This window comes from Streptomyces sp. NPDC085946 (genome assembly GCF_044540485.1).
In the GTDB taxonomy this organism is placed as follows: domain Bacteria; phylum Actinomycetota; class Actinomycetes; order Streptomycetales; family Streptomycetaceae; genus Streptomyces.
The window spans coordinates 216,512-242,669 of the sequence record NZ_JBITSF010000006.1; the positions used below are offsets into that span (position 1 = coordinate 216,512).

Genomic DNA, 26,158 nt, shown 5'->3' on the forward strand with positions numbered 1-26,158 from the left:
GCGAGCAGCGCGCGGGAGCGCCCCCTCCACCGGCGTCACGGGCCCCGGCTCAGGTGCGGCGGGACGGCGTCCGAGGACGCGCGCCCGGCCGTGCGTCCGGGCCGGTCTCGGTGGCGGCCGTCTCCGCGAGCCGGCCGGGCTCCAGGACGGTGCCCGCGGGGCCGGCCGGGTTGACGTAGAGGGCGTGGCCGGGTGGGAGGCGGTCCAGGAGGGCCGGGACGGGGAGGCGTGCGGAGGCGAAGCCGCCCACCGCGTTCAGGTGGGGCGCGGCGGTGAAGACCGGGACCACGGGCCTGCCGTCCCCCACGGCGGCGGTCACCGGGGAGCCGTCCGGCAGGGTCAGCACCGCCACCTCGGCGGTGGCCAGGGCGCGCAGGGCGTCCTCGACCGGCCCGTAGCCGGTGACCGCGCGCTGGAGGGCCGCGTCGACGTCGTCGGTGGGCTCGGGCCAGCCGAGCGCCTCCGGGGAGGGGCGGTACGCCTCGTTGTCCTCCCACTCCTCGATCTCGCCGGTCGTCCCCGTGCGCCAGCGGCCGACCACGACCCGGTCGGGCGGCACGCCCTCGCCGTCCCAGCCGGGGTCGATCATGCTGATCCAGTGCTCCGGCGCGAGCCGTGCGGCCTCGACGACGTCTTCGGGGGGTGTGGGCATCGCCGCCGGTCCGCTCTGTTCACTCGTCTCGTTCACCGTCGCTCCACTCGTCCGCCTGCTTGGTGTCCGTCCCGGGGGGCGGCAGTCCGAGAACCTCCCGGAACCGTGCGGCGCGGTGTGCGGCCGTCCGGGGGTCCGTTCCTCCCGCCGCCAGCAGGACGGCGAGCCGGCGCACCGCGTCGCGGAACTCCTCCCCGGCGTACCGCCAGTCCCCGAGCACGGAGTCCGGGTCGCCCGGCAGGAGCAGCCCGAGGGCCGTGTCCCACACCCGGGCGGCGTCCGGGTGCGCGGTCGTGCTCCCGAAGTCCGTGAACGCCGAGTGCCAGATCCGGCGCGACACCGTGCCCGCGACGGCGTCGAGGGCGTCCGGCCACGGGCCGGGGCGGGCCAGCAGCAGCCGCACCTGGTCGAGCGGTGCCAGTCCGCCGCCCCGCACGCCTCCGCCGAGTTGTGCCTCGACGTCCATGCCGGGGGTGATCCCGACGCCCGCGTCCCTCAGTTCGGCCAGGGTGACGAGTTCGGCGCCGGTGAACCCCGGCGGATCGCCGGGCAGGTCCTCCGCGCTCACCCGGCCGGCGATCCACCGACGCCGGGCCTCCTCGGTCGGCGGCGCCGGGAGCGGGGTGTCCTCGCCGGTCGCGATGGCGTCGGGGGCGGGTCCGGAGGTCCGGGCGGGCGGCTCGGGCGGACGGGTCCGCGACCAGTGCGCTCCCGTGTCGTCCTGGGGCGAGGTCATCACGAGGAGGCTCTCGTCCACCGCGGGGCGCCGGTCGAGCAGCCGGAGGGGCCGGGTCGGCAGCCACACGGTCCGGGCGGCCCCGGTCCGGGCGGCGACCGCCTCGGCCAGGGCGGTACCGTCCGGCCCCGCCCCGACGGGCACGACCGTGACGTCCTGGTCGAGCCGCGCCAGGACGGGGTCGTGGGAGAGCAGTTCGGCGATCTCCTCGTAGGGCACCGGGCGGGTGGTGCCGTCCGGCCAGGGCATGTCCACCCGCCCCGGGGTGGTGCCGCTCAGGTCCAGTACGTACCCGCCGGGATGGGCGCTCTTCCCGGCGCCCTTCCTGTACCAGGGCGCCAGGGCCCCCCGGCTGTTGTCCAGGCCGCCGTCGGGCGAGATCACATAGCGGTCCGCCCACACGCGGCCCGGGGCGGGCCTCCCCGTCCACCTGCGGCCGGCCTTCGTGCCGTTCACGGAGGTGAGGAGGGTGCGGTCGTCCAGCGCGCCGTGGCGTTCGAGGTCGTACGCGGCGAGGGCCGTGGGGTCGTGGGCGTCGCGGCCGAGGGCCGCCGCCGTGGCCGCCACCAGGAGCAGGTCCGTCCGCAGGGCCCCGTCCCGCGGGTCCTCGCCGGCGGTCAGATGGAGCACCTTCGCCGTCAGGGCGTCGGGGTCGGGGTGGTTCTCCACGCCCTCCACGGCCTTGACCGTGGCCCACAGCGCGTTCTGCCGGTCGGCCGTGGTGACCGGTGCCGACGTGCGCAGCCCCAGCACCAGCCGGGCCCACTCGTCCGGGTCGTGCCGTGCGATCAGTTCGCGGGCCCGGTCCACGGAGGGCAGGGCGACGAAGTCGGACAGTGCGGAACCGGGGTCGGTGGCCAGGCGCGCCGCCGCGGCCTCCAGCATCGTCCGTACGTCGTCGGGGGCCGGCGGCGCGGGCCGGGTACCGGGGGCGGTCGTCAGGCCGTGGTGCGCGCGGGTGGCCCGGTCGAGCAGGTCGAGTGTCAGCTCGCCGTGCTCCCGCAGGTTCCCGTCGGCGCGGCGCATGACCTCCAGGGCGCCGATGCCGCGCAGCAGCCGGTGGTACGTGCCGGGCGGGACGTCCTCGTCGTCCTCCACGTCGACGCCGAACGTGGCCCGCAGGGCGCGGACCAGGCGCAGCGCCGTGTCCCGGGCCGTGGCCGGGGTGAGGTCCGGGGACGCCTCCAGGCCGGCCCGCCCGGCCAGGGCGTCGAGCTCGTCGGGGAGCGGTTCGGGACGCAGCTTCCTCATGTCCACCGGGTCGTTCGCCGGGGTGGTGCCGATCCCGTGGTCGTACAGCTTCCCCTCCCTCCCCTTCGTGTAGCGGCTCAGGTGCTGCCGGTCGGGGGCGTAGACCTCGCGCCGCGTCACGTTGGAGACGCCCTGGGCCGCCGGCAGGACGGCGAGCGGGTCCGGGACGAACGGGGTGCTCCGCTTCAGGGCGGCCTCGGTGTGTCCTTCCGGCCCGCTCCCCCAGCAGGACAGGAACACCAGAGGAGTGCGCCGGTCCAGCCGGGTCACGCTCGGGCGCCGCCGGAGGTAACCGCCGGTTTCCGGGCCCTGGACCGGGACGTTGTTCTGGAGCATCCGCTCGACCATGAGGGTCTGCCCCGGAACGCCGTGGACCATGAAGAAGTAGGGCTTTTGGCCCTGCCACGGCACCGGCCGGGGGGCGCCGACCGGCTCACCGGTGACCGGGTCGTAGACGGACCACTCCGTGGAGCGGACCAGGTCCTGCAGCCACGGCTCGCGCCGGAACAGGTCCGAACTGTTGACCACCGCGCGGCCGACGGGCCGGCCCTCGTCGGTGAGGGTGACGGACTTGACGTCCGCGTCCCTCAGGGTCCTCCCGTCGACCGTGCGCAGGACGCCTTCCCCGGGTTCCGGCCGTCCCTCGTCCGGCCCCAGGTCGTCGGGGTCACTGGCGATCCACTCGCCCAGCGGCTCGCCCATGAACTCGTCCGCCGGATCGTCGCCGGGGCCACGGTCGTCGGTCACCTCGATGCGGTGCCGGCCGGTGCCGGGGTGCGGCTTCAGGGCGACCTCGCCGCTGTGCGACCACAGCGTCCTGCGGGACCGGGCCGCGGCCCTGCGCGGCAGGTCCAGTCCCATGGCTCCCGCGTTCGGCGAGACGAGCACCACTTCGGCGGCGTCCTCACGGTCCGCCAGGTCCCCGTCCTGCGTCAGGAGTTCGGCGAACTCCTCCGGCGACAGCCGCCACCGCCTGCTGCCGTCCGGCAGGGCCAGCCCGAGCTTCGTGTGGTCGCCGTCCTTCGTCGCGATCACGTACGGGAGGGGGGCGCCGGACCGGCGTGCCCACGGTGACGGCCGGGGGTCCCGGTCGTCGCCGTCCACCACGTCGTACGAGGAGACGTCGACGTCCCGGGCGGGCCGGCCCGTCCAGTTCCGGCCCAGCGGGGTGCCGTCCGGTGCGGTCAGGCGGGTGGCGCCGGAGAGCAGGCCCTGTCCGCCCAGGTGGTACGCGGTCAGCGAGGCCGGGCTGGTCGCCCTGCCCGCCGCCATCGCCTCGCCCACCAGCTCGTACAGCCGGCGTACGCGGTGCGACAGGTCCTCGACGTCGAAGCGCACCGGGGCGGGGGCGGGGTCCGCGGACGCGCCGTCCGAGTCGCTGTCCGAGTCGCTGTCCGGGTCGTCGTCCGAGTCGGGGTCGTCCCCGGGGTTGTCGTCGAGGTGCAGGATGGTCCTGGCGAGCCGGTCCGGGCCGGTGAACCAGTCCGCCTCGCCGAAATCGTCCGGGCTCAGTTCCGCCAGCCGGGCGGCGGCCTCCGACAGGGGGGAACGGTCGACGGTGACGACCGCCTGCCGCCGCGCCGCCCGTCCGGTTGCGCCGTCGACCGGGCCGACGGCGCCGATGTCCCGGCCGCCGCTCTCCGTGGTGACCGGGAAGTCCTCGGCCCGGACCGTGCCGCCGCGTACGTCCGCGACGTTGCGCACGGCCGGCTCGTGGAGCTCCAGCAGACGCCGGATCTCGTCGAGGAGGAAGTCCCGCACGGCCTCCGCCCGCTGCCGGCCGACCGTCTCGGCGTGCTCGACGGCGCCGCCGGACAGCGCGAAGCGCGGGCCGTTGCTGTAACCGGTGACCGTGACCTTGGGGAGCCGGAGGCCGGCCCTGAGGTCCCGCAGCCCGGCCAGCACGATCTGCTCGGCCAGGTCGGCGAGCCGGCGGCGCCCGCCCGGGTCGGTGATGTCCCGGTGGCGGTGCTCGAAGGCCACCCGGGCCCCGGACGGGAGGAGCGCCGGGGCGGCCTCGGCGGGCCCGTCGTCGTCCGGCACCGCCCCGCTCTCGGCCCCGCTCTCGGCCCCGTCGAGGTCGGGGTCGGGGCCGGGGTCGAGGCCGGGATCGGCATCGGGGACGGTGTCCGACAGCGCCTCCCGGCCGGTCGGCCGCGGCACCGTGTCCGTCGGGGCCGGGGCGCCGGTGGAGGTGGGCGGCGCGGCGGGGGCGGTGGGTCCCCCGGCGTCGGAGGGCCGCAGCCGGCCGGTGCGCGCGGCGTGCAGCAGGTGGGCCAGGGAGCCGGCGGTCAAGGACCGGTCCCAGCCCTGCCGGGCGGCGTACTCTCCGACGATGTGCCGGAGCCCGCCCCAGGTGAGCGGGCCGGGGTCGGCGTTGCCGGCCGCCTGGAACCGCAGCCCTTCGAGGGCGCCGAAGCCCTCGATCAGCTCGTGGAACTCCGCCTCGCGGTCCGGGTCGGAGTCGATGCGCACCCCGTGGGTCTGCCGCAGGGCCCGCACCCAGTGCAGGGCGCGCTCGGTGCGCTGCGGCACCCGGGCGGGCAGTCCGCCCAGGTCGGCGAGCGCGTCGAGGGCGGTGGTCCGGGGCTCGGGACGGAACTCCTCGACGTGGCCCACGGGGTGGTCGGGGTCGTCGTCCAGGACCAGGCGCGGCGGCAGGCCGCCCTCGGCCTCGGTCGGCGAGAGCTGCCGGTCCACGGTGAAGACGGTGCGGCGGGTCTCGTTGGCGACGTACTGGGCGGAGGAGGGGTGGGCGAGCAGGTCCTGGTCCGGGCGCGTCATGGACATCTCGCAGATCAGCAGCCACACCGGTGTCTCGGGAGACAGCGCCTGCATGCTCCTGCGCCGTGCCAGCATCCGGCCCAGCTGACGGGGGTGGAGCGCCTGGTTGGCGTGGGTGCTGCGGCGGGGCACGGTGGTGCGTCCGCTGTCGCCGTGGCCGACGAAGACGTAGGAGTCGGCCAGGCCCCGCGGCAGGGGCAGCAGGCCGCCCTGCCGCGCGGGGTACACACCGGGCAGCCCTTCCACCTCGTTGGTGTAGTGCCGGACGGCGGACACCACCCGCAGGGCCTCCTCCCGCAGCGCCATGTCGTGCGCGTCGAGGAACGCCCGCCCGGTCAGGGCCTGCCCGTCGACCGTGACCAGCGGGTACGAGTGGATGTCGGCGTCGGGGAAGACGGTGCCGTTCGCGGCCCTGACGGTGGCCGCCGGGTCGTCCGGGACCAGTCCCGGGTCGGCGGGGACCCAGGTGCCCGCCGGATCGCTCCCGGGGGCCGGCGCGGCCAGGACCGGCACCCGGCGGCCGGACGGGGCCGTTTCGAGCCGCAGGTCGCCGTAGGTGAACCAGACGCGGGTGCCGGTGCGGTCGGCGATCACCCGTGCGAGGGCCTCGTTGCGGCCGTCCTCCTCCCCGATCAGGAGCACCACGGGCGCGCCCGGCCGCCGCTCCGGGTCGTGCAGCACCAGTTCGGCGAACTCCTCGTCCGACACCGGTGTTCCGTGCGCCAGCACCCTCCCCTCGTCGTTCCGTTCGGCCACCGTCGCGTGGGCGGCGGGCCCCCAGGGCGCGGGGTGGACGCCGCGGGGATCGGCGACCACGTCCATGTGCAGGCGGATACCGGGACGTCCGCTCCAGTTCCTGCCGTACGGCGTGCCGTCGTCCCCGCTGAGCAGGGACTGCTCCGCGTGGCCCTGCCGGGTCAGCCCGTAGGCGGCGATGGCGTCCAGGCTGCCGGCCCGGCCCCGGCGGTGGGCGCTGCTCGCGAGGGAGAGGGCGTCGTAGTGCCGGGCCGCGTCCACCGGCGCGTCCGGCGCCAGGTGCAGCAGCATCCGGGTGATGCCCTCCAGGTCCAGGCCGGCGCCGAAGCGGGGGTGCCCGACGCGCGCCGATTCGATCACGCGCAGCGAGTTGAACAGCCCGTCGCGCAGCTCCGGCGTGAGCGGCTGGGAGCCGAAGGCGGCGTCGACGACCGCCCGGAGTTCCTGGAGGCGTTGCCGGACCGCGCCGTCGGTGGGCGGCGGTGCGGCGGCGGACCGTGCCTCCGGCCCCGGGGCGGGGAACGGCGACGGCAGCGGCGCGGGGGTGTGCGGCTGCGGCGCGTGCGCGCCGGTGGTGCCGTCCCACAGGGCGCGGACGGCGACGTGGGAGTCACTGCCGTCGCCCGGGCCGCCCTCGGCGACGTCCCACAGCGCCCGGGCGCGGGCCAGCGCCTCGTTCTCCGCGTCGGTGGCCTCGACGGGGTTGACGTCCGCGGGACGGGCCCCGCGGGGACGGGCCGGTTCGACGCTGCGCGGGTGGCGGGGCGCCGTGCGGGGGCCCTCGCCGTACAGCCGGCGCAGCAGGGGGTACAGGGCGGGCTGGCGGGTGCGCACCCACTCCGGGCCGGCGTTGTTGCGGGGCAGCCCGGTGTAGGGGTCGTTGCCGCCGTTGGCCATGAGGTAGACGTTGGTGAGCTGGGCGAAGAACTCGAGTTCGTTGCGGCTGCTGTAGTTGGGGGCGCTGCGGCGGCCGTCGGCGTCGCGGCCGTACAGGGGGCCGTCGGGCCAGTTGCCCGCCTCGCCGGCCCGCGTGGTGGTGCGGAAGGTGTTGGTGATGCGCTGCCGGTCGACGGCGTCCAGACCGTGCTGGTGCAGGGTATGGGCGAATTCGTGCAGGGTGGTCGAGTAGCCGTCGGGATAGGCGGACATGCCGGTGCCGACGGTGGTGCGCTCGCCGAGCAGGTTCTCCTCGGTGACGGCCGCGGTGCGCGTGCCGACACCCCGGGCGTCGTCCCAGGGGCGGCCGTCGCCGGTGACGGCGCCCCGCAGGAAGCGGAAGGCGTCCACGGAGGTCAGGGCCTCGTCCCTGGGCACCACCACGACCCGCGAACCGCCCTTGAGCAACCGCGCCGCGACGTCGGGGTCCCGCAGCATCCGGGCGATCTGGGCACGGGCCCGGTCACCGGCGGAGACGGGCCGCCCGACCCCGTCGGGCACCTGCGTCATCAGGCGCGCCGCGACCGAGGCGAACTCGGCCGGGGGGAGCCCGGCGCGCAGGGCGTCCACGAGCGCGGGATCGGCGGCCAGCCGCTCGCGGTCCGCGGACGGCAGCGCCGCCAGCGCCGCGTCGCGGTCGGCGGCGGACAGGCCGGGCAGCCGCGCGGCGAGCGCCCGGACCGGGTCCGCGGTCACCTCCGGACGGGCCCGCAGGCCGTCGGCCAGCGCGGTCAGCCCGGCGCGCAGCGCGGGCAGGTCGGCGTCGGTGACGCCGAGGGCACGCCAGGTCTCCTCGTGGCGGGCGAGGGCGTCGGGGTCCAGGGCGGCGGAGTCGAGCAGTTCGCCGAGCCGTACGGCGAGGGAGCCGGCGGCGCCGGCGGGCCGCGCGGCACGGTAGGCGTCCTCGCGCGCGAGGACCGGCGTGACCGCGCGGGGGCCGTCGGCGGGGGTGCGGTGCAACGCCCACAGCAGGTCGAGGAGGTCGCGTCCGCGCAGCTCCGGGTCGGTCCCGGTGGCCAGGGCGAGGGCGGCGTCGGCCAGGGAGTCCGCGGGCGCCGGCACGGTGAAACCGCCGGCCGTGACCGTGCCGGGGGCCGGCCGGTCCACCGCCGTGACCGTGATGTCGACGCCGTCCACCGACAGGTCGAGAACACGGCCGCCGCCCCTGACGGACCGGACCCGCACCGGCACCCCGGGCATCTCCCGCTCCAGCGCCCCGCGTAGCCCGTCGGCGGCGGGCAGGGCGGCCGCGGGGAGCTGGAACTCCACGGCGCCCAGCGGCCGGGGCTGCCCGAACTGCACCCGGCCGCGGGCGGCTCCGGCCAGCACCACGGGGTGGCCGAGGCCGTGCAGCACGGCACCGACCCGGCGGGCGACGTCCAGCTTGCCGGTGTCGTCGCCGGGGGGCGCGCCCTGCCCGTCCGCCCCCTGGAGGGCCGGGGCGCCGCGGCCGGCGGCGGGGGCCGACGGCGGAGGCGGGGGCGCGGGCAGCGAGGGCCCCGCCGGCGGGGCCGAAGGCGGTGCGGGGACGGTCGCGGCGGTCTTCACCTGGTCGGTCCGGACGACGACGCCCAGCCGGTCGCTGAACAGGGCGGCCACGTTGGTCAGCCAGTCGGCGGCCTCCGCGGCGTCCAGACCCGGGCGGACCGACTCGCTCATGTAGCGGCCCGACTTGTCGTTCACCACCCAGGAACGCAGCTTCTCGCTCCAGCGGAACTCGCCGGACACCCGGCTGCGGCCCGGCAGCGTCCGGCCGGCCTTCTCCCCGCCGTCGCCGGCGAAACCGGCGGCGATGCCGGTGTGGCCCAGCCCGTCCAGCGTCCTGCGCAGCGACTCCGCCGTCAGACCGGGGTCCTTCTCCCGCATCCCCGCCAGCAGCGCGTCGAACTGCTCCGGCGTGACGATCCCGCCCAGGTCCTCCGTGCCCAGGATCACCCGCCCGTCATCGGTGACCGTGTACAGCCACACCGCGTCCCGGTTGCCGGTGATCAGCAGGTCCGGATCGGCCTCGTCCAGCGGCACCCACAGCGGGTTCAGCCGTACGTCGCCGTCCCGGTCGCGTTCCTCGTCCTTGATCCGCTTCGGGAGGACCGGGGCGCCGAACCGGTCGCGGGCTCCGGCGTCGCTGCCGTCGTAGTGGTCGACGCCGTTGTAGTAGACCTCCGTCTGCCGCGTGGCGTCGTCGGGCCCCGCACCGCCGACCCGCCGGGCGCCCGACGGGAACGACCGCACCACGTCGACCCGCAGGCCGAACGCGTGCGCGAGAAGGGGCAGGAAGACCTCCCCCGCCGGTGTGCCCCAGCGCCGCTCCCAGTGGACGACGGCGTCCAGGAGCGTGGACAGTTCCGTGTCGTCCAGCGGCGCGGTGCTCTGGACGTAGACGGTGCCGAGCAGGCGGGCCAGTGCCTCGTCGTCGAGGTCGCCGGGCGTCGGCAGCAGACCCCGCTGCTCCAGGTGCTCGAACATCCGGCGCGGGCTCAGGTCCCCGGCCTCGGCCTCCAGCACCGCCCGGGCGTCCCGCGGGGAGAGGCCCGGGTCCGCGGGCTCCGACGCCATGCGGGCGTCGACGTACCGCCTGAGCAGGTCGGCGGGGTCGACGGCCTCGGGGACGGGGACGTGCCGGACGCCGTGGTGGTCGAGGAGGGCGAGCATCCCGGCCCGGTCCATTGCCCGGACACGGGCGGTGAACGCGTCGGCGACCGTCTGCCGGAACTGGCCGGTGATCTGCGGATGCAGCCGCCCCGCGCTGCGGGTCACGTGGTCCTCCACGTGGGCCCGCATGGCCCGGAGCACGGTGCGCCACGGCCCGGCCGTGGCGCCGGTCGCGGCCTGGCGGCGCAGGTCGTCACGGACCGCGTCGGGGTCCCCGAGCCAGTCGTACGCGGCGCGGTCGGTGTCGGCGAGGCCGCCCAGACGGTCCCGGACATGTACGGGGTCGCCGGCCATGAAGGAGTACAGGAGGCACTCGCCCGTGCCGGGCACCGGCACCCGCAGGCCCCTCGCCCGGCCGCTGTCGCTCTCCGGCGGGCCGTCCTCCCCGCCGTCCTCCTGGGGCGGGTCCGGCTTCAGAGCCGGGGGCTTCGGCTCAAAGTCCGGCTTCGCAGCCGGGAGCTTCGGCTCAGGGCCCGGCTTCGCAGCCGAAGACTCGGGCTCAAGACCCGGCTCCGCAGCCAGGAGCTTCGGCTCAGGATCCGGCTTCGCAACCGAAGACCCGGGCTCAGGGCCCGGCTCCGCGGCCGGGGTGGTCGGCAGGGCCAGTCGGTAGTGGCGGTCGTCGAGGCTCAGCACCACGTGGGCGTCGGAGTGGGCGGGTGTTCCGACCAGTCCCCGGAGGTCGCCCGCCGGGTCCCCGGGAGTGAAGTCCTGGAAGGCGCCGTCGCTCCCGACCACCGTGACGCGCACGCCGAAGGAGCGTGCGGCGAGCAGCGGGAGCAGGTCGGACGCGGCGTGGTTCCAGCCGGCCTCGGACGCCGCGTCGCCCGGCCGGAGGAGCTGGGCGACCGCCAGTTCGGCCCGTACCCCGGGGGGCAGGCCGACGGCGTGCGGGATGAGGCCGCCGAGGCCGTCGAACTCCCGGCGGGCAGGGGTGTCCGTCCCGAGGTCCAGGCCCGCCGCGGCGATCTCCTGCGCGCCGAAGGCGTCGGTGTGGTCGGGGGCGACGGCGGCCAGCAGGTCCTCGTCGGCGTGGTCGGTGAGCCAGGAGGCCGTCCTCCGGCGCAGGTCGGACATCGCCCGTGGATCGTCGAGGTCGATGCCCTGCGCGGCCAGCAGCCCCGGGGCGGCGCGTTCGAGACCGAGGGCGAACGCGCGGAAGAAGGCGTCCCCGTCCCTCGGCACGTCCCGGAGCGTGTAGGTCTCGCCGGCGGGGGACGTGAGGACGGTGTCCGGTCCGGTGCCGGTCCTGGTGTAGCGGGGCGGGGCGGGGGGCTCGGGCTCGGGCGCCTTGGGCGGGGCCTGGTAGGCCACCGCGGGCGGTTCGGCGAGACCGTCCAGCTCCTCGCGGCCCTCCGCGGTGGCCGCGAGCCGGTGCCAGCGGGTGAGCTGGTCCGCCCCGGACCGTACCCGGTGGTACTCCGCCGCGGCCTTCTCCGCCGTCGCCCTGAGCGCGTCCAGTTCGGCGCGCCGGGTCTCGAAGGCGTCGCGTGCCGTGTCCCGGCGGGCGGTGGCCTCGTCGAGGGCCCGGCCGGGTTCCCTCGCGGACAGCAGGGCCGCGTCGAGCCGTCCGTCGGCCGCCGCCTTCTCGGCGCGCGCGGTCTCCAGCCTCAGGTCGGCGGCCTTCCGCAGGTTCCCGGCAGCCTCTTCCGCGGCGGCCAGGCGGGCCAGCGCGGCGTCCTGTGCGTCCCGCAGGACCTCCGCCCAGCCGTCGTGCTCGGGTGCGGTGTACCCGTCCTCGGCGAAGGCGTCGACGTCGGCCCGCGCGGCGGCCACGGCCGCGTCCGCGGCGGCGTGGTCGCGGAGCGCGTCGCTCTCGGCCCGGCGCAGGGCGGTGTCCGCGGCGTCGGCGTCGGCCCGGGCCAGGTCGACCGGGCGGGTGGCCGCACGGGCGGTCCGGGCGGCTCTGTCGAGGGAGGCCTGCGCGGCGTCGAGGTCCGCGCGCAGCCCGCCGGAGGCGCGCCGCTTCTTCCAGTAGGCCTTGTCCGCGTCGACCCACGCCGTGCTCGCGCTCTCGACCGCGTCCCACGCCGTGGAGACGCTGTCGGGGAAGTTCGTGTCGGTGATGATCCGCAGCTCGCGGGCGACGTCCTCCCGGATCCAGGTGACGACGTACGCCTCGGACTCCATCGCCTGCGGGCCCGGTCTGGCCTTGGCGAAGGTACCGCCCCGCATGCGGTTCGCGAGCTTGGAGTCCACGATGCCGCGGTGCACGTCGCCGACGCTGAGCCAGGTGGCCGGGACGGCGAACAGGAAGGACCGGCCCGTCCTGGGCTTGAGGTTGCGCGAGGTCAGGTGGTCGTCCCCGACCGGCATGCCGTCGCCGTCGAGGTCGTTGGGGCCGGGACCGAAGACTCCGATCTGGTTGAGGCCGGCGTTCTGGGGAGAGTCGTACAGGAAGGCGCCGCCGAGGCCCGAGGACTGGCTGTGCTCGACCGACGACGACGTGCCGGCGTTCTCCCCGTACCGTCTGAGCACCTCCAGCTTCTTGCCGTCGGCGACCGTCAGCAGCAGCGCGCGGCTGAAGTCGGGCGCCGAGCGCAGCGTCAGCCGTCCGGTGTCGGTGCCCACGAGGGACTTCTCGGTCAGCCCCGCCACCTGGTAGCCGTCCGGTTCGGTGGTGCGCGGGAAGAACGCCGTGATCGCCGTGGAGCTGGTGCCGTCCTCCAGCGCCTGCGCCGAGCCGGTGCCCAGGCGGGTCAGTCCGGTCTCCCTGGTCCTGCGCAGGAGTTCGGTCAGGACGCCGTCGTCGGGGCCGCCCTCGGCCTCCAGGTCCCGGAGGGAGAAGCCGACGTCGTACGCCCTCGTGAGGAGGAGCTCGCCGGCCGTGCGGATGTTCTCGATGCCGATGATCCCGCGGGGGTGCATGCCGTTGTCGGGGAAGGTGAACGTCCGCGTGACGCCGTCCCCGTCCCGGACCGTCATCGCCTCTCCCGCCCGGGAGAGGGGCACCGGCCGGGGCGGACCGGCCAGGGCGGGGTCGGCCGCCGGATCGGGCGCGGGCAGCAGCCGGCCGGGCCCGGACGTGCCGGTCCCGTCCGCCCCGGTCCGGGACGGTGCCGGCTCCATCAGGCTGAGCGGCACGTGCTCGCGCAGCTCGCCGACGTCGTCCTCCTCGACGATGCGCAGCCGGCCCCGGAAGCGGTCGAGGGCCGTGGACTCCCCCTCTTCCAGGCCCGGATCGGCCGGCGCGCCGGTGTGGGGGGTGTCGTCGGCCTCCAGGGTGATGCGCATCCGGTACGGGGTGACGACCTCCGCGTGCGGTTCGGTGGACGCCGCCCGGTAGATGGTGACGGTGGTGACCGTGTGGCCGGAGGCGACCGTCTTCCGGTTCGAGCCGCCCTCGGTGTACGTGGGTCCGGCGGCCGCGACCTGCGCGTTGCCGGTGTACACCAGCTGGCTGGTCAGGAAGCCCACGTCCGCCCCGGAGGAGGACTCCGAGTTCTCCTGGACGGTCTCGACGGCCCGCCGGTTCTCCTCCAGCTCCGCGCTGTGGTCGAGTCCGTCGAACACGGGTGTCCCGGGGATCAGCTCGACGCGCGCCCGCACCCGCCGGCTGCCGATCCGGACGCTGTCCCAGCCCCAGCCTCCGGCCCTGACCAGGGTCGACGGGGCGGTGGTCGTCATCTCCCCCTTCAGCGCCCGCGTGGCGCGGCCCGTCACCAGCTGCCGGATCCGCTCCCGGCTCGCGTCGTCGAGCCCCAGCTCCCGGATCCGCCGGTCGAACGCGAGCAGCACGTCCGTGGGGTCCAGCGCGTTCACCGCGTACGTGCCGAAGGCGGCGCCGCGCATCCAGGGCTGCGGCGTCCAGAGCCGGTCGGTGTAGCGGGGGACGTCGCCCAGCCCGTCGTCGATCAGCCCCATCCGGTGGGCGCTCTTCTCCGGCAGGTGCCCCAGCAGGCCGCCCGGGCTGGTCAGTGCCGTCCCCGCCGCTCCGGCGAGGGAGCGCGGCACGAGGGCGCCCGCCGCCGCGGCCGTGCCGATCCGGCCCGTGCCCAGCCGGCTGGAGAGCAGCGCGAACCAGTGCTGCACGTCGCCGGCCACCAGCACCTGGTGGGTGAAGCCCTTGCGGTTCATGTCCGCGACGACCGTGCGCACGACGCTGCGGCTGTGCGCGCGGGACGTCGAGAGGGGGTTGGCGACGATTCCGTACGCGCCCATGAGGCCGTGTCCCGGATTCTGCGGGACGGAGTAGACCAGCTGGCCGCCGAAGACGAAGCCGGTGCTGTTGCTGACCTTGCCGGCCGCCTGCCGGGTGCCGCCGAGCGTCATCTCGGTGTCCATGGACATCGGCGGGGTGAGGACGCGCAGGCTCCCGACCGTCGTCGCGTACCGGAAGGTTCCCCACAGCTCGCCGTACGGCCCCTTGCCCAGCAGGCCGCTGCCCGCCAGGCCCAGCGGCCCCGAGCTCTGGTCGAAGCTCGACGTCAGGTACTGGGGGGTGAAGGTGCGGACGATGGCGTCCCGGGTGGGGGCGCCCTCCTTCACCAGCTGCCAGGCGCTGCCCGACGCCGTCCGCAGGACCCGGTCCACCTCCGCGACCAGCGTGGGTGACAGCACCACGTTCACGATGACGAACGGGTGCTGCCGGAACTCCTCGAACTGCGGTGTCCCGCGGTCGGCGAGCCGTCCGGCCGGCTGGCTCGCGTCGGGGCCCGCGGGCAGCACCAGGTCGCCCTTCGCCAGGGCGAGGGCCCGCCCGGCGGCCAGGGGCGTGGGGGCGGGCTCGTCGGACAGATACGGGTTGAGCGCCCCGTCCGCGTACGGGTCCGCGTCCGGCGTGTGCTGTACGGGGACGCCGATGAGCACCTGTCCGGTCATCGGGCCGCCGCCCCGCAGGCGGCCCGACGCCGTCCGGCCGAAGAGCACGTTGACCGGCTCGTCCAGCACCAGCAGCCCCGGCAGCCCGAGGCCGAGACCGCGGATCAGGCCGCGGGGCCGCCAGTAGCCGCTCATGGTCGCGGTGAGGGACAGGTCGTAGCGGTACAGGTGGGTGGGCTGGTTGGTCACCGACATCGGCTCGTTGGTGACCGTCGAGCCGAAGGAGGTCTCCGACTCCCACTGCCAGCCCTGGCGGGCGCCGAGGGTCAGCCCGAGCGTGTTCCGGGGCAGGCCCGCCATCTCGTCGACGTTGTTGTCACGGCCCGAGAACGTGCCCTCGAAGCCCAGGTCCACGCCCCGTTTCACGCTCGTCTGGCCGTCGATCCGGTCGATGCCCTGGGCGCTGAAGCGCATGCCCTCGACGTCCTTGCCCTCGTAGCGCCGCCCGGTCAGCGTTCCGTGGACCCGGACTGTGTAGGAGGTCTGTCCGACGGAACCGGGGTCCGTGAGCCTGATCGGCAGGCCGATCGTGGTCAGCGCCTCCAGGTTCGCGGTGACGTTCTGCTGGGACAGCACGCCGAGGACCTGAAGGGTGTTCTGGAGCGCGATCCGGTACTTGACGGGATCGGTCCACCGGGGCGGCATCGGCAGGCTCTGGGCCGCCTGGAGCACTTGGTCGGGCTTGCGCCTGAGCAGGTCGTTGAAGCGGGTGCGCCAGCCCTTCGGCAGGTTCGGCGGCAGCAGCTGGTCGAGGGGCACCACCAGGTCCTGGTTCAGGTTCGAGACGGCGTCGACCACGCCGTCCGCGAACTGGTCCAGCAGGGTGCGGCCGACGCCGTCCGCCGTGTCCGGGGTGACCCGGGTGCGCAGGCCGTCGTCGAAGGCGAACTCCTTCACCCGGTGCATGCCCAGGGTGCGCGGGCGGTCCACGGTCAGGTAGGGCGGCGCGAACGGCGGGGCGGCGCCGTTGCGCAGGGCGAGGGTGGTCCCGTCGTCCCATCCGGCCAGCCGCCGCGCCTCGGAGCTGGTCATCCGGTCCAGGCTCCAGGTGAGGAAGCGCGTCGGCGGCGCGTCGTCGCCGGCCCGCCGCACCCGCACCGACTTCACGACCAGGAAGAGCGCGGTCCTGGGGCCCTTCACCTGTCCGGCCGACTTCAGGGTGCCGGCCGCGCCGAGTCCGGCCGACCAGGTCCTCGCGTACGCGTACTGGGCGGTCGGTCCGAACTGGAGCCGCAGGTCGAAGGGGGCCGTGCCGGGGTCGTGGAAGTTGAAGGCGGGTCCGGCGACGGCCTGCAGCAGCAGGCTCCTGCCCTGGGCCCGGCTGCGCTCGCTGCGGACCGTCGAGGTGTTGATGTCCCGCATCTCGGCCTGGTCGGTCTCGCCGACGAGGATCGCCGTCCGCGGGATCAGCTCCTCCACGACGAAGACGCCCAGCGGTGACTTCTTCTTGTCGTCGGCGAACAGCGGCGGGGTGGTGATGCGGCCGCGCGCCATCGTGCCGCCGTGCCGCTGGAAGCTGTCGCCGGAGAAGAAGACGTCCAGCTCGGTGTAGGCGGAGCTGCCGGGGAGGGCTCCGATCTGCCGGGCCGCCCAGTCGCGGATCGCCGCGACGGGGCCGAACCCCTCGATGCGGACGAAGCGGTACTGGGAGTTGCGGTCCAGGTCGATGGAGCGGGGGATCCGGCCCGGCTCCGGGATCCTCGTGACGCTGTCGGGCAGGCGGACCAGGAGGCCCTTGCGGACGCCGAAGGAGAACCGGGCGGGCACGGCCGGGTCGGTCTTGGGGGCGAGGGCGAGGGCGGGGGCGGTGCCGGGCTCGGGGTCGATGCCCGTGACGACCCGTCCGGCGGGGTCGGTGACGCGGATCTCGTAGTGGATGTCGTCCAGGAACGCCCGTGACTTGTCCAGCGTCCGGGTCTCCATCTGGTTCATGCGCTGGTCGGTCAGGGTGTAGCCGACCTTGTTGATGAAGCCGAACCGCAGGGCGAGCCGGCCGAAGCCGCCGAACGCCGCGGCACCCGCCGGGCCGATCGGTCCGCCGAGGCCGTACTGGGAGTTGGCCTGCATGTTCTTGGTCAGCCCGAAGGTCGCGGCCGCCCGGTGCATGCTGTCGATCTTCGTCGAGTCGCCGATGCCGTCGTCGAACGGGGCCCAGTTGCCGAGGTGCCGCGCCCTGACCCACAGGACGCGCGCCTTCCCGTCCGCGTTGACGTACGGGAAGGGGCGTCCCTCGCCGTCCGCCAGCGTCTTCGGCTTGTCGCGGAGCGTCCGCCGGACGTCGTCCAGCAGCTGTGTGTGGTCCGCGGGCCGGGCGTCCGGCCTGCGCTCCAGTTCGCGGCCGATGGCGTCCAGGGCCTGTTCGGTGCCGCGCAGGAGGACCGTGCTCTGCCCGAACGTGCTCGGGTTGGCGAGGAGTTGGTCGACCTCTGCGGAGGTCAGGTCGGACGGCAGCAGCGACCGGAGGTCGTCGACGTAGGCGGGCATCCGTCGGCCGTCCTGGAACCGGGCCGGGGCGCGGCGCCTCGGTGGGGGCGCCATGGCGGGGTCGAGGCGCGGGGCGTCCGGAGACGTCGGGGCCGGCTCGGTGGTCGGCGTGACGAGGGCTGTCGTCGGGGGCGGGGGCGGGCCGGGAGGAGTGACGGTTTCGTTCCCGGTCGTGGCCGTGGCCGTGGTGGGTGACAGGTGGGCGTCCGCCGGGGACGCGGAGGCCGGCCGGGCGGCCGACCAGTCGCCGGCCTGCTGCCGACGGCCGTCCGCCATGGGCAGCAGGGAGAGGACGTGCGGCAGCGACGGGTCGCTCTGTGCGAGCAGGCCCACGGGCCCCGGTGAGGTCCACACACCGCGGCCGGTCCCGGCGCCGACGAGGGCCCGCCGGTCGGTGACCTGCGGATCCGTCGGGGCCGGGGTCGGGGTGGGGGTCGTGGAGGCGAGGACGATGTCGGCCGTGCGCGGGAAGTCGTTCAGCGCCGGGTCCACCGCGAGCAGTTCGGCGATCTCCTCGTAGGGGACCTCGGCGCGGAATCCGCCGGGCAGCTCCATGGTGAGGTGGTCCGGCCCGGCCCCGCCCCGCACCAGGAACGGGGCGGGCTTGGTGGTGTCGGTGGTCCACGGCATCTTCGCCCGGCGCAGCGGACGGTGGCCGCCGTCCGGTGCCGCCGCCATGACGAGGGCGGTGCCGACGTCCACCGTCGCGTCCGGCGGCCCCGGCGCCCAGCTCCGGCCGGCCGGGGCGCCCGAGTCGTCGAGCAGCAGGGTGTCCGGCGCGAGGGCGCCCAGGGTCTCCAGGTGGAACGCGCCCAGCGCGACCGGGTCGTCCACGTCGACGCCGACGGCCGCCGCGCGCGCCACCAGGTCCAGGAGGTCGGACAGCCGGGACGGGTCCGGGCGGCCCAGGTGCAGCACCCTGCCGGTGAGGGCGCCCGGGTCGGGGGTCCTGCTCTCCCACTCCAGGGTCTTCACGGTCGCCCAGAGGAACCGGGCCCGCTCGGGCGCCCCGATGGCCGCCCGGTCCGGGTCCAGCCCCAGGACGTGGGCGGCCTCGGCCTTCACGTCCTCGTCCGTGAGACCGTCCAGCCCCTCGGCCACGGTGGTCACGTGCGGCAGGGTCACGAAGCCGGTGAGCACGGCGCCGGGGTTCAGGCGCACGGAGTCGGCGGCCCTGGCCAGCAGGTCCCGGTAGGCGTCGGGTCCCGGCTCGCCGTCCACCTCGCCGTGTTCCGTCGCGCGGATCTCGCGGGCCGCGCGCTCGAACAGGTCCAGGCCGAACGGCACGGTGTCGCGCAGCACCGGGTCGGCCGCACGCATGGACTCCAGCGCGCCGATCCCCGCGAGGAGCTCGCCGTAGTGGCCGTCGTCCTCGATCGCCGCCCCGAACGTCAGCCGCAGCGCGCGCACCAGCCGCAGCGTCCGCTCGCGGACCTCCTCCGAAGCCGGTCCCACCGGGTCGGTGTGCAGGCCCGCCGCGCGGGCGCGGTCGTCGAGCGCGGCATCGGCGGGTTCCGGCCGGTGCTCCACCCACTGGCCGCGCCGGCCGCGCGAATCCATGATGATGTAGTGGGCGACCCGGCCGTCCTTCCCGTATCTGAAGCCGACCTCCTGGGCCGCGCCGTAGACGGTCCGGCCGGTCTCGTTGGCCGCGTGCTGGCTCTGGCTGACGTCGGACAGCGGGTCGGGGACGAACGTGTCCGTGACCAGCTTGCGCCTGCGGGTGAGGCCCGGCGGTGTCGCGGAGAAGCACTCCTGCAGCACGACGGCGTGGTCCTTGGGGAGACGCGCCAGGCTCGGGCGGCGCCTGAGCATGCCGCCCGCCGCCCGCTCCCGCTTCCGGTGACGGGGGTTGGACCGGGTCGGCAGCGCCGTCTCGCCGGGAGAGCCGTGCGCGGCGAAGACGTACACCGGCTTGCCGGCGAACGGGACGGGCCGGTCGTCCTTGGCCCACGTCCCGTCCTGCCGGTTGACGTGGTAGAGCTCGGTCGCCGTCGCCGAGTGCCGGATCCCCGGCAGCAGCCGCACGCGTTCGCCGTCCTCGAACACGGCCCTGCCGATCGGCCCCCGGTCGGTGACGATGGTGTGGGACTGCAGGTCCTGTTCCCAGAAGGGGGCGCGGGCGGACTCCGCGGGGTCCGGCAGCAGGCCGGGAGAGCTGCGGATCCAGTCGGTGCGGTCACTGCCCCGGCCGCTCCGCAGCGGCACGACGTACGGGTGGGAGGCGTTCTGGTCCGGGCCTTCGGCGATGTCCACGTCCCCGTTGGCCGCCCAGACGTCCCTGCCGGTGCGGTCCGCCGCCCGCCGCGGCAGTTCCAGGCCTCCTCCGCCGGCGTCGGAGACGAGCAGCAGCACCGGCACGTCCGCCGGGAGTCCGCTCAGCTCGGTGTCGAGGGCGAGCAGTTCGGCGAACACGTCGAGGGGCACCTCGCGCGGGGCTCCGTCATGGCCGCGCACTACGACGTGGTCACGGTCGCCGTCCGCCCGCACGACGTAGGGGTCCGGGCCGCCGGGCCGGTGCCAGGGCGCGGGCTCCACCTCGTCGCGTGACAGGGTGCCGTCGGTCCGGGGTCCGGTCCTTCCCGTACGGGTGAGGTCCAGCTCGTCGGTCCCGCCCTTGCCCCGGGTCCAGTCGCGGCCGCGGGGGCGCCCGTCTAGGCCGGTGGTCATGGCGTGGGTGGGTGACAGCACGCCCTGGCGGTGGAGGTGGAGCGCTGCGAGGGCGGCCAGACTGCCCGCCGCCTGTGCCTCCTGTGCCGTGGCCAGCCCCAGCAGCCGGCTGCGCTGCACGTTGCTCACCGGGTCGGCGTGGTCCAGGAGCAGCACCCGGCGGGCCACGGCCTCCAGGTCGAGCGGGCCGGACTCCAGCAGGGGGTCGTTCCGGCGGAGCCGGTCGAGGCGCGCGAGCCCTTCGAGGAAGTCCGGGTACAGGGGGTTCGACGTGACGGCGGGACCGTAGATGTCCGTCAGCGGTTCCCGGTACCCGGCTTCCTCGGGGGTGGGCTCCTCCGCCCGGTCCCCGTCCACGCCGTCGTCCTGACGGTCCGACAGCGGGGTGTCGAAGCCGTCCAGCACGCCGTCCAGGTTCGGCAACGGCGTGTCGAGGCCCCCGACCGGTCCGGGGTCGGGAAGGCCGGCGAGGGCGGCGGGCGGCTCGGGCGGGGCCTCGGTCCCGTGGCGGTCCGCGAAGGTGACGTCGTCCACCCCGGTGTCGCCGGTGCCGGGCGCGGTGAGGTCGCCGGGCCGGACGGCCGCCCAGTCGGCCGCCGCGGGACGCCCCGGCGCGCTGGGCAGGAGGGAGGGGACGTACGGCCGGGACGGCCCGGTCGGGGCCAGGCTCACGCTGCCCTGCGAGGCCCATACGGTACGGCCGGTCCCGGCGCTGACGACGGCCCGCGGATCGGTGTCCGGGGTGCCGCCGCCGGCCGGTCCGGTGGCGGCCGGTCCGGTGGCGGCCGCCGGGGCCGCCTTCGGGACGGCCAGGACGACGTCCGTGGTGTCCTGCGGGCGGGTGTTGAGCACCGGGTCGCGGGCCAGCAGCTCGGCGACCTCGTCGTAGGGGACCCGGGCGCGGAAGCCGCCGGGCAGGGTCATGAGGAGGTGGTCCCGGCCGCCGCCCGCCCACACCAGGTAGGCAGGTGATCCGCCGGGGGCGCTCCACGGCGGGCGTTCCTGGCCCACGGCCCGGTAGCCGCCGCCCTGCTGCGGGGCGGCGACGACGACACGGTCGGTGAGCGTGGTCGTGGCCGCGTCCGGCGGGAACGGGGACCAGCGCCGCCCGGTCGGCACGCCGTTGAGGTCGAGCAGCTGGGTCTGGGGCGCGAGGGCGCCCAGGGTCTCCAGGTGGAAGGCGCCCAGCTCGGTCGGGTTGTCCACGTCGACGCCGACGGCCGCCGCCTGGGCGACCAGGTCGAGCAGCTCGGGCCGCCGGGCCGGGTCGGGCCGGTCCAGGTGCAGGATCCTGCCGGTGAGGGCGTCCGGGTCGAGGGTCCTGCTCTCCCACTCCAGGGCCTTCACCGTCGCCCAGAACAGCCGGGCCCGCTCGGCGTCCCCGACGCCCGCCGGGCCGTCGGGGAGCCGCAGGACGCGGGCGGCCTCGGTGTCCGGGTCCTGGTCCGGGAGACCGCCGAGACGCTGCGCGGCAGCGGTGACGTGGGGCAGGGCGACGAAGTCGGAGAGTACGGTGCCCGGCCGCCCGCGCACGGTGTCGGCGGCCCGGACGAGCAGGTCGCGGTAGGCGTCGGGGCCCCGGTCGTCCGGCCGGCCCGCGTGGGCCGCGCGTTCGAACAGGTCCATGGAGAAGGGGCCGAGGCCGCGCAGGGCCGGGTCGGCCGCCCGCATGGTCTCCAGCGCGCCGATCCCGGCGAGGAGTTCGCCGTACCGGCTGTCGTCCTCGATGGTCGCGCCGAAGGCCAGCCGCAGCGCGCGGACCAGCCGCAGGGTCCGTTCGCGGGTGGCGTCCGTGACCGGCTGCCCGGGGTCCGTGTGCAGGCCCGCGGCGCGGGCGCGGTCGTCGAGCAGGGCGCCGGCGGGTTCCGGCCGGTGCTCCACCCACTGGCCGCGCCGCCCCCGCGAGTCCGTGTAGAGGCGGTGGACGAACGTCCCGTCCGGCAGCGTCGCGAAGCTGACCATGTGGGTGCCGCCGTACGCCGTGCGGCCGGTCTCGTTGGCGACGTGCTGGCTCTCGCTGACGACCGCCAGCGGGTCGGGGACGAAGGTGTCGTCGATGCCCCTGCGGGTGCGGACCACGCCCGGCGGCTTGGCGCTCGAGCACGCCTCCATCAGCACGGCGTGGTCCTCGGGGAGCTGTGCCAGGCTCGGACGCCGCCTGAGCATCCCGCCGGTCTCCCGCTGGTGGGTGTGGTGCCTCGGGTCCGTCGTGGTCGGCACCCGGGTCGCGCCGGGCCGGGCGTGGGCGCTGAAGACGTACACCGGCTTGCCGGCGAACGGGACCGGTTCGTCGTCCTTGACCGCGTCCTTGGTGACCGGGTTGTAGTGCCACAGCTCCGACGACTCCGTCGCGAGCTTCAGCGCCGCGATCCGGCGCGGGGCCTCGGAGCCCTCGAACACGCCTCTGCCGATGGTCACGCCCCCGTCGCCGACGACGCTGTGCGACAGCACCTCGCGCTCCCACTCCGGGGCGTCCTCGCGCTCCGCCGGGTCGAGCACCTGGCCGGGGGTGCTGCGGATCCAGTCGGCGCGCGGCAGCCCTTCCCCGAAGAGCAGGGAGACGACGTGCGGCTGCGACGGGTCGCGCTGCGGGGACACCTTCACGGTGCCGTTGGCCGACCAGACCTCCCGGCCGACCCGGTCCGCCGCCTGGCGCGGCAGGTCCAGGCCGCGGGCACCGGCGTCGGGGACGAGCAGCACCACGGGGGTGTCCGGGGGCAGCCCGGCCAGCCGGGGGTCGCGGGCCAGCAGTTCGGCGAACACGTCGATCGGCACCTGGCGCGGGGCGCCGTCGTAGCCGCGTACGACGATCCGCCGGTGGTCGCCCTCCGCCATGACGACGTACGGCTTCGGCTCACCGGGCCGGTGCCAGGGCGCGGGCTCCACGTCGCCGCGGCCCAGGGTGCCGTCGGGCTGCCGGACCACCTTCCCCACCTCGGTGAGGTCGAGGTCGGGGATCGTGGCGTTCGTCCAGTTGCGGCCCCACACGCCGCCGTCGTCGGCGGTCAGCGCCTGGGTGGGGGACAGGACGCCGCGGAGCTCCAGGTGGAAGGCGGCCAGGGCGGCCAGGCTGCCCGCCGACTCCACCTCAGGGTCCATCGCCACCCGGAACAGCTCGCCGCGCTGCGCGTGGGTCACCGGATGGGCGGGGTCCAGGAGCAGCACCTGGCGGGTCAGGGCGTCCAGGTCGAGCGGGCCGTCGCGGAGCGCGGGAACGGCCTGCCGGAGCTGGTCGAGGTGCGCGAGGGTGTCGCGGAGGGCGGGGTGGACGGGGTTCGCCGCGATGCCGGGACCGAACACGTCCGTCAGCAGCCGGTCGTACAGCGCCTCGGTGGCCGGGTCCGGCTCGTACTCGTACTCGGGCTCGGACGCGTCCTGGTCCTCCTCCCAGTCCATGATCATGTCGATCGAGTCCGGGGAGCCCGGCTCGGAGGATTCCCCGGTCGGGATCCCGTCCGGCGCCCGGGAGCTGAGCGGCGTCTCGTCAACGGTGACGGGCTGGGCGGGCGGCACCTCGCGGGAGACGACCGGGGTGGGCTCCGCAGTGGAGCCGGTGGTGGCCGGCAGTTCCTCGGACTCGGTCCGTACGGGCCGGTAGGGCTGCTGGACGTCGGACGTGGGCCGGGTCTCGGCCTTCGGTACCGCGGAGGACGGGCGGGACTGCTCGGACTCCTCGGGTGCGGGGGTACGGACGTCGTCCGGGGCGGCGGTGTCCGGGGCCGACGGCTCGACGGTGACCGCCTGGTCGCCGGACGGTGTGGTCTGGGGCCGTGGCTGCGGGGTGGCGTTCGGCGAGGCGTGGCCGCCCGGGGACGTGCCGTTCGACGGGGCGGGTGCCGTGGGGGGCGCGAGGGGCGCCTGCGGGTTCTGCTGTCGCTGTTCCCGCTCCTCGGGGGTGAACCGGGTCGTGCCGTCGTCCACCGACCGCTGTCGTTCGGTCCCGTCCGGTGCGGAGTTGCTGCCGCCCGTCTGGGCCGAGGGCAGTCCGGAAGCGGCGGAGCCGGCGGTGTCCTGCTTGTTCACCGGCGGGGTGTCGTCCGTGCCGGCGGACCAGTCGGTCCCCGGGCTCCTGATCACCGATGGGTTGAGGGTGGAGAAGACGGTGTCGGTGTCGATGTCGTCCACCAGGGAGTCCCGGTAGGCGTCGTCGTACGCGTTCGGCGGAGAGACGTAGGACGACGGCCTGCCCGCGCCCGTCGCCCCCGGGAGTCCGGGGGCGTTGTTGTCGACGCCGCGAACCGTGCCGTGGTCCGGGAGGGACGAGACCGACGAGACGGACGAGGCATCGCTGGTGTCGCTGAAGACCGACGCGGCATCACTGGTGTCGCTGAAGTCGCTGAAGACCGACGCGGTGTCGTCGATGCCGCCGGCGTGGGGAACCGGGTCGTCGCCGTCCGACCGGTACGGCGACGGCGATGTGGAGGAGGAGGAGGTCGGGACGCTGTAGGGGGCGCTGTACGTGTCGTCGTGGAGGTCCTGGTACGGGCTCGCGCCGTCGTACGTGTCGTCGTACCCGTACCGGTCCTCGTACCCGTACCGGTTGCCGTTCGCGCCCGTGCCGCCGTTCCCGCTGCCACCGCCCGGCAGGTCGTTGACGGAGTCGGAGCCGAAGCCGAAGTTCTGGAAGAACTTGTTGTGAGCGAACTTTCCGCCGAACTCCGCACCGGTGGAGGCCGCTTCGAAGAGCAGACCGCTGAGGCCGGCGCTCAGGAACGTGCCGGGGTTGAGCGTGAACGTGCCCAGGAAGATGAGGCCGGTGAACGCCTCTGCGAAGGTTTCCGCCTGCCCCTCGTTGATGAAGCTGAACGGGAGCTCGGAGGCTTCCTTCCAGAAGTTGTTGTTCTTGAAGTACTTGTTGATGAACCTTCCGCCGACCTCGCCGAAGAGGCCCCCGAAGAGCCCCGCCAACGCGCCGGTCACCGCCGACTGGCCGATGTCCTTCCAGTCGAACCGGATACGCCGGCGCTCCGGGTCGTCCGGCACGGTCATGGAGATCAGCTGCGAGGCGAAGGAGACGAACGCCTCCTGGATCGCCTCCAGCAGCACCGACAGCGGCGTGGGGACGGCGCGTCCCAGCCGCTGGAGGATCAGCAGGATGGTGAGCGCGGTGCGCGCCTTCTGGAGGGCGATCTCGGTGAGGGACGTGCCGCCGGTGAAGACGGCCAGCGCGGCGATCAGAGCCAGTTCGATGTTCATCAGGATGAACTCGATGAGGATCTGGTACTTCGCCTCGGACAGCTTGATGGAGCGGTCCACCTGCCGGGCGCCCAGGTCCCGGAGTTCGTCGGAGAACTTCTGCAGGTGGTTCTGGCCGTTGTCGTCGACGAAGAGCTTCATCGCGGCGACGAACTCGTCGGCGATCCGCGGCGGGAGCGAGCTCCCGGCGGTGGAGATCGCTCCCTTCATCGCGTCGGAGAGGTCCCTGACGTCGTCGGCCAGCCGCTTGTAGGGGTTACGGCTGTCGAAGCCCAGGTCCTCGTTGCCGGTGGCGACGTTCGCGCCCACCCAGACCTCGATGAACTCCCGCAGGCCGGGCGGGAACATGATGGCCATTCAGCGCCTGTTCTCGCTCTCCGAGCCCTGTGCCTCGATGTCGTCCACCGCCTGGGTCTGCGGCCGCTGCACGTGGTCGGCCTCCGCGGCGACCGCGTCGACCAGCGCCATGAACCCACTGGTGATGGCCAGGACCGTGTCCGTCACCTGCTGCTGTTCGCGCCGGACCTGCTCGCCGACCGCGTTGGCGAACTCGTCGTCGCCGCCCTCCTCGCCCCACCAGCCCGCGTACTGGGCGTTGCCGGTCTCGAACCGGGGCAGCATCTCGTCGCCGTGGCGCACGGCGTCGGCGAGGTGCCTGGAACCCTGCAGGATCGCCTGGATGTCGGCGGAGTAGTTGCCGGCCATGGTCACGCGCCCTCCTGCCGTGCCCGTCGTCCGCCGTCCGTGCCGCGGGCCGCCCCGGGCGGGGCGGCGGGTTCCTCGTCGTCCTCGACGATCTCGTCGCGGAGCCTGCTCATCGCCGTGGGCCCCTGCGCCACGGAGGTCTCGCTGAGCAGCGAGCCGAAGACGGACCCCCAGTCGACGCCCATCCGCTCCGGGGCGGCACCGCGCGCGGTCATCCTGGTGAGCGGGTCGAGCGTGGCGACGACCCGGCGGGCCATCTCGGCCCGCGCCTTGTTCGCGGCCTCCAGCACCGCCGCGGAGAGCTGGGCGGCGGCCATGGTCCGGTACTTGCCGTCGAGGAACTCCAGACCGGTCAGCTCGCCCTTCGCACCGACGGAGACCCGGACCGACCGGTCCGCCGAACGCGCGGTGACCGACGCCGCGTCCAGTTCGGCGCGTGCCGAGGCCGCGGCCTGCTCCGCCGCCTTGAGGTGGGCCATCGCCTGGGCCACTCGGTCCTCCATCGGCTGACTCAT

The 26,158-nt window shown here is 75.3% G+C and carries 4 protein-coding genes; all 4 read right to left on the reverse strand.

Annotated elements, in window-relative coordinates; all coding sequences use genetic code 11:
• Positions 1–49: 49 nt before the first annotated feature.
• Genes ACIF8T_RS15205 through ACIF8T_RS15220 form a run of 4 tightly spaced genes read right to left on the reverse strand, consistent with a single transcriptional unit; the run spans position 50 to position 26,158 of the window.
• Positions 50–688 (reverse strand): type VII secretion system-associated protein, encoded by a 639-nt coding sequence (locus ACIF8T_RS15205; RefSeq protein WP_400035059.1) that lies wholly within the window; start codon positions 686–688, stop codon positions 50–52.
• Positions 672–25,295, reverse strand: a complete 24,624-nt coding sequence (locus tag ACIF8T_RS15210) for a lonely Cys domain-containing protein (protein WP_400035061.1) — start codon at positions 25,293–25,295, stop codon at positions 672–674. The genes ACIF8T_RS15205 and ACIF8T_RS15210 overlap by 17 nt, the downstream gene beginning before the upstream one ends.
• Positions 25,296–25,649, reverse strand: a complete 354-nt coding sequence (locus ACIF8T_RS15215) for a hypothetical protein (protein ID WP_400035063.1) — start codon at positions 25,647–25,649, stop codon at positions 25,296–25,298.
• Positions 25,646–26,158: a YbaB/EbfC family nucleoid-associated protein gene (locus ACIF8T_RS15220; RefSeq protein ID WP_400035065.1), complete on the reverse strand. Its 513-nt coding sequence runs from the start codon at positions 26,156–26,158 to the stop codon at positions 25,646–25,648. Before ACIF8T_RS15220 ends, ACIF8T_RS15215 begins: the two co-directional genes overlap by 4 nt.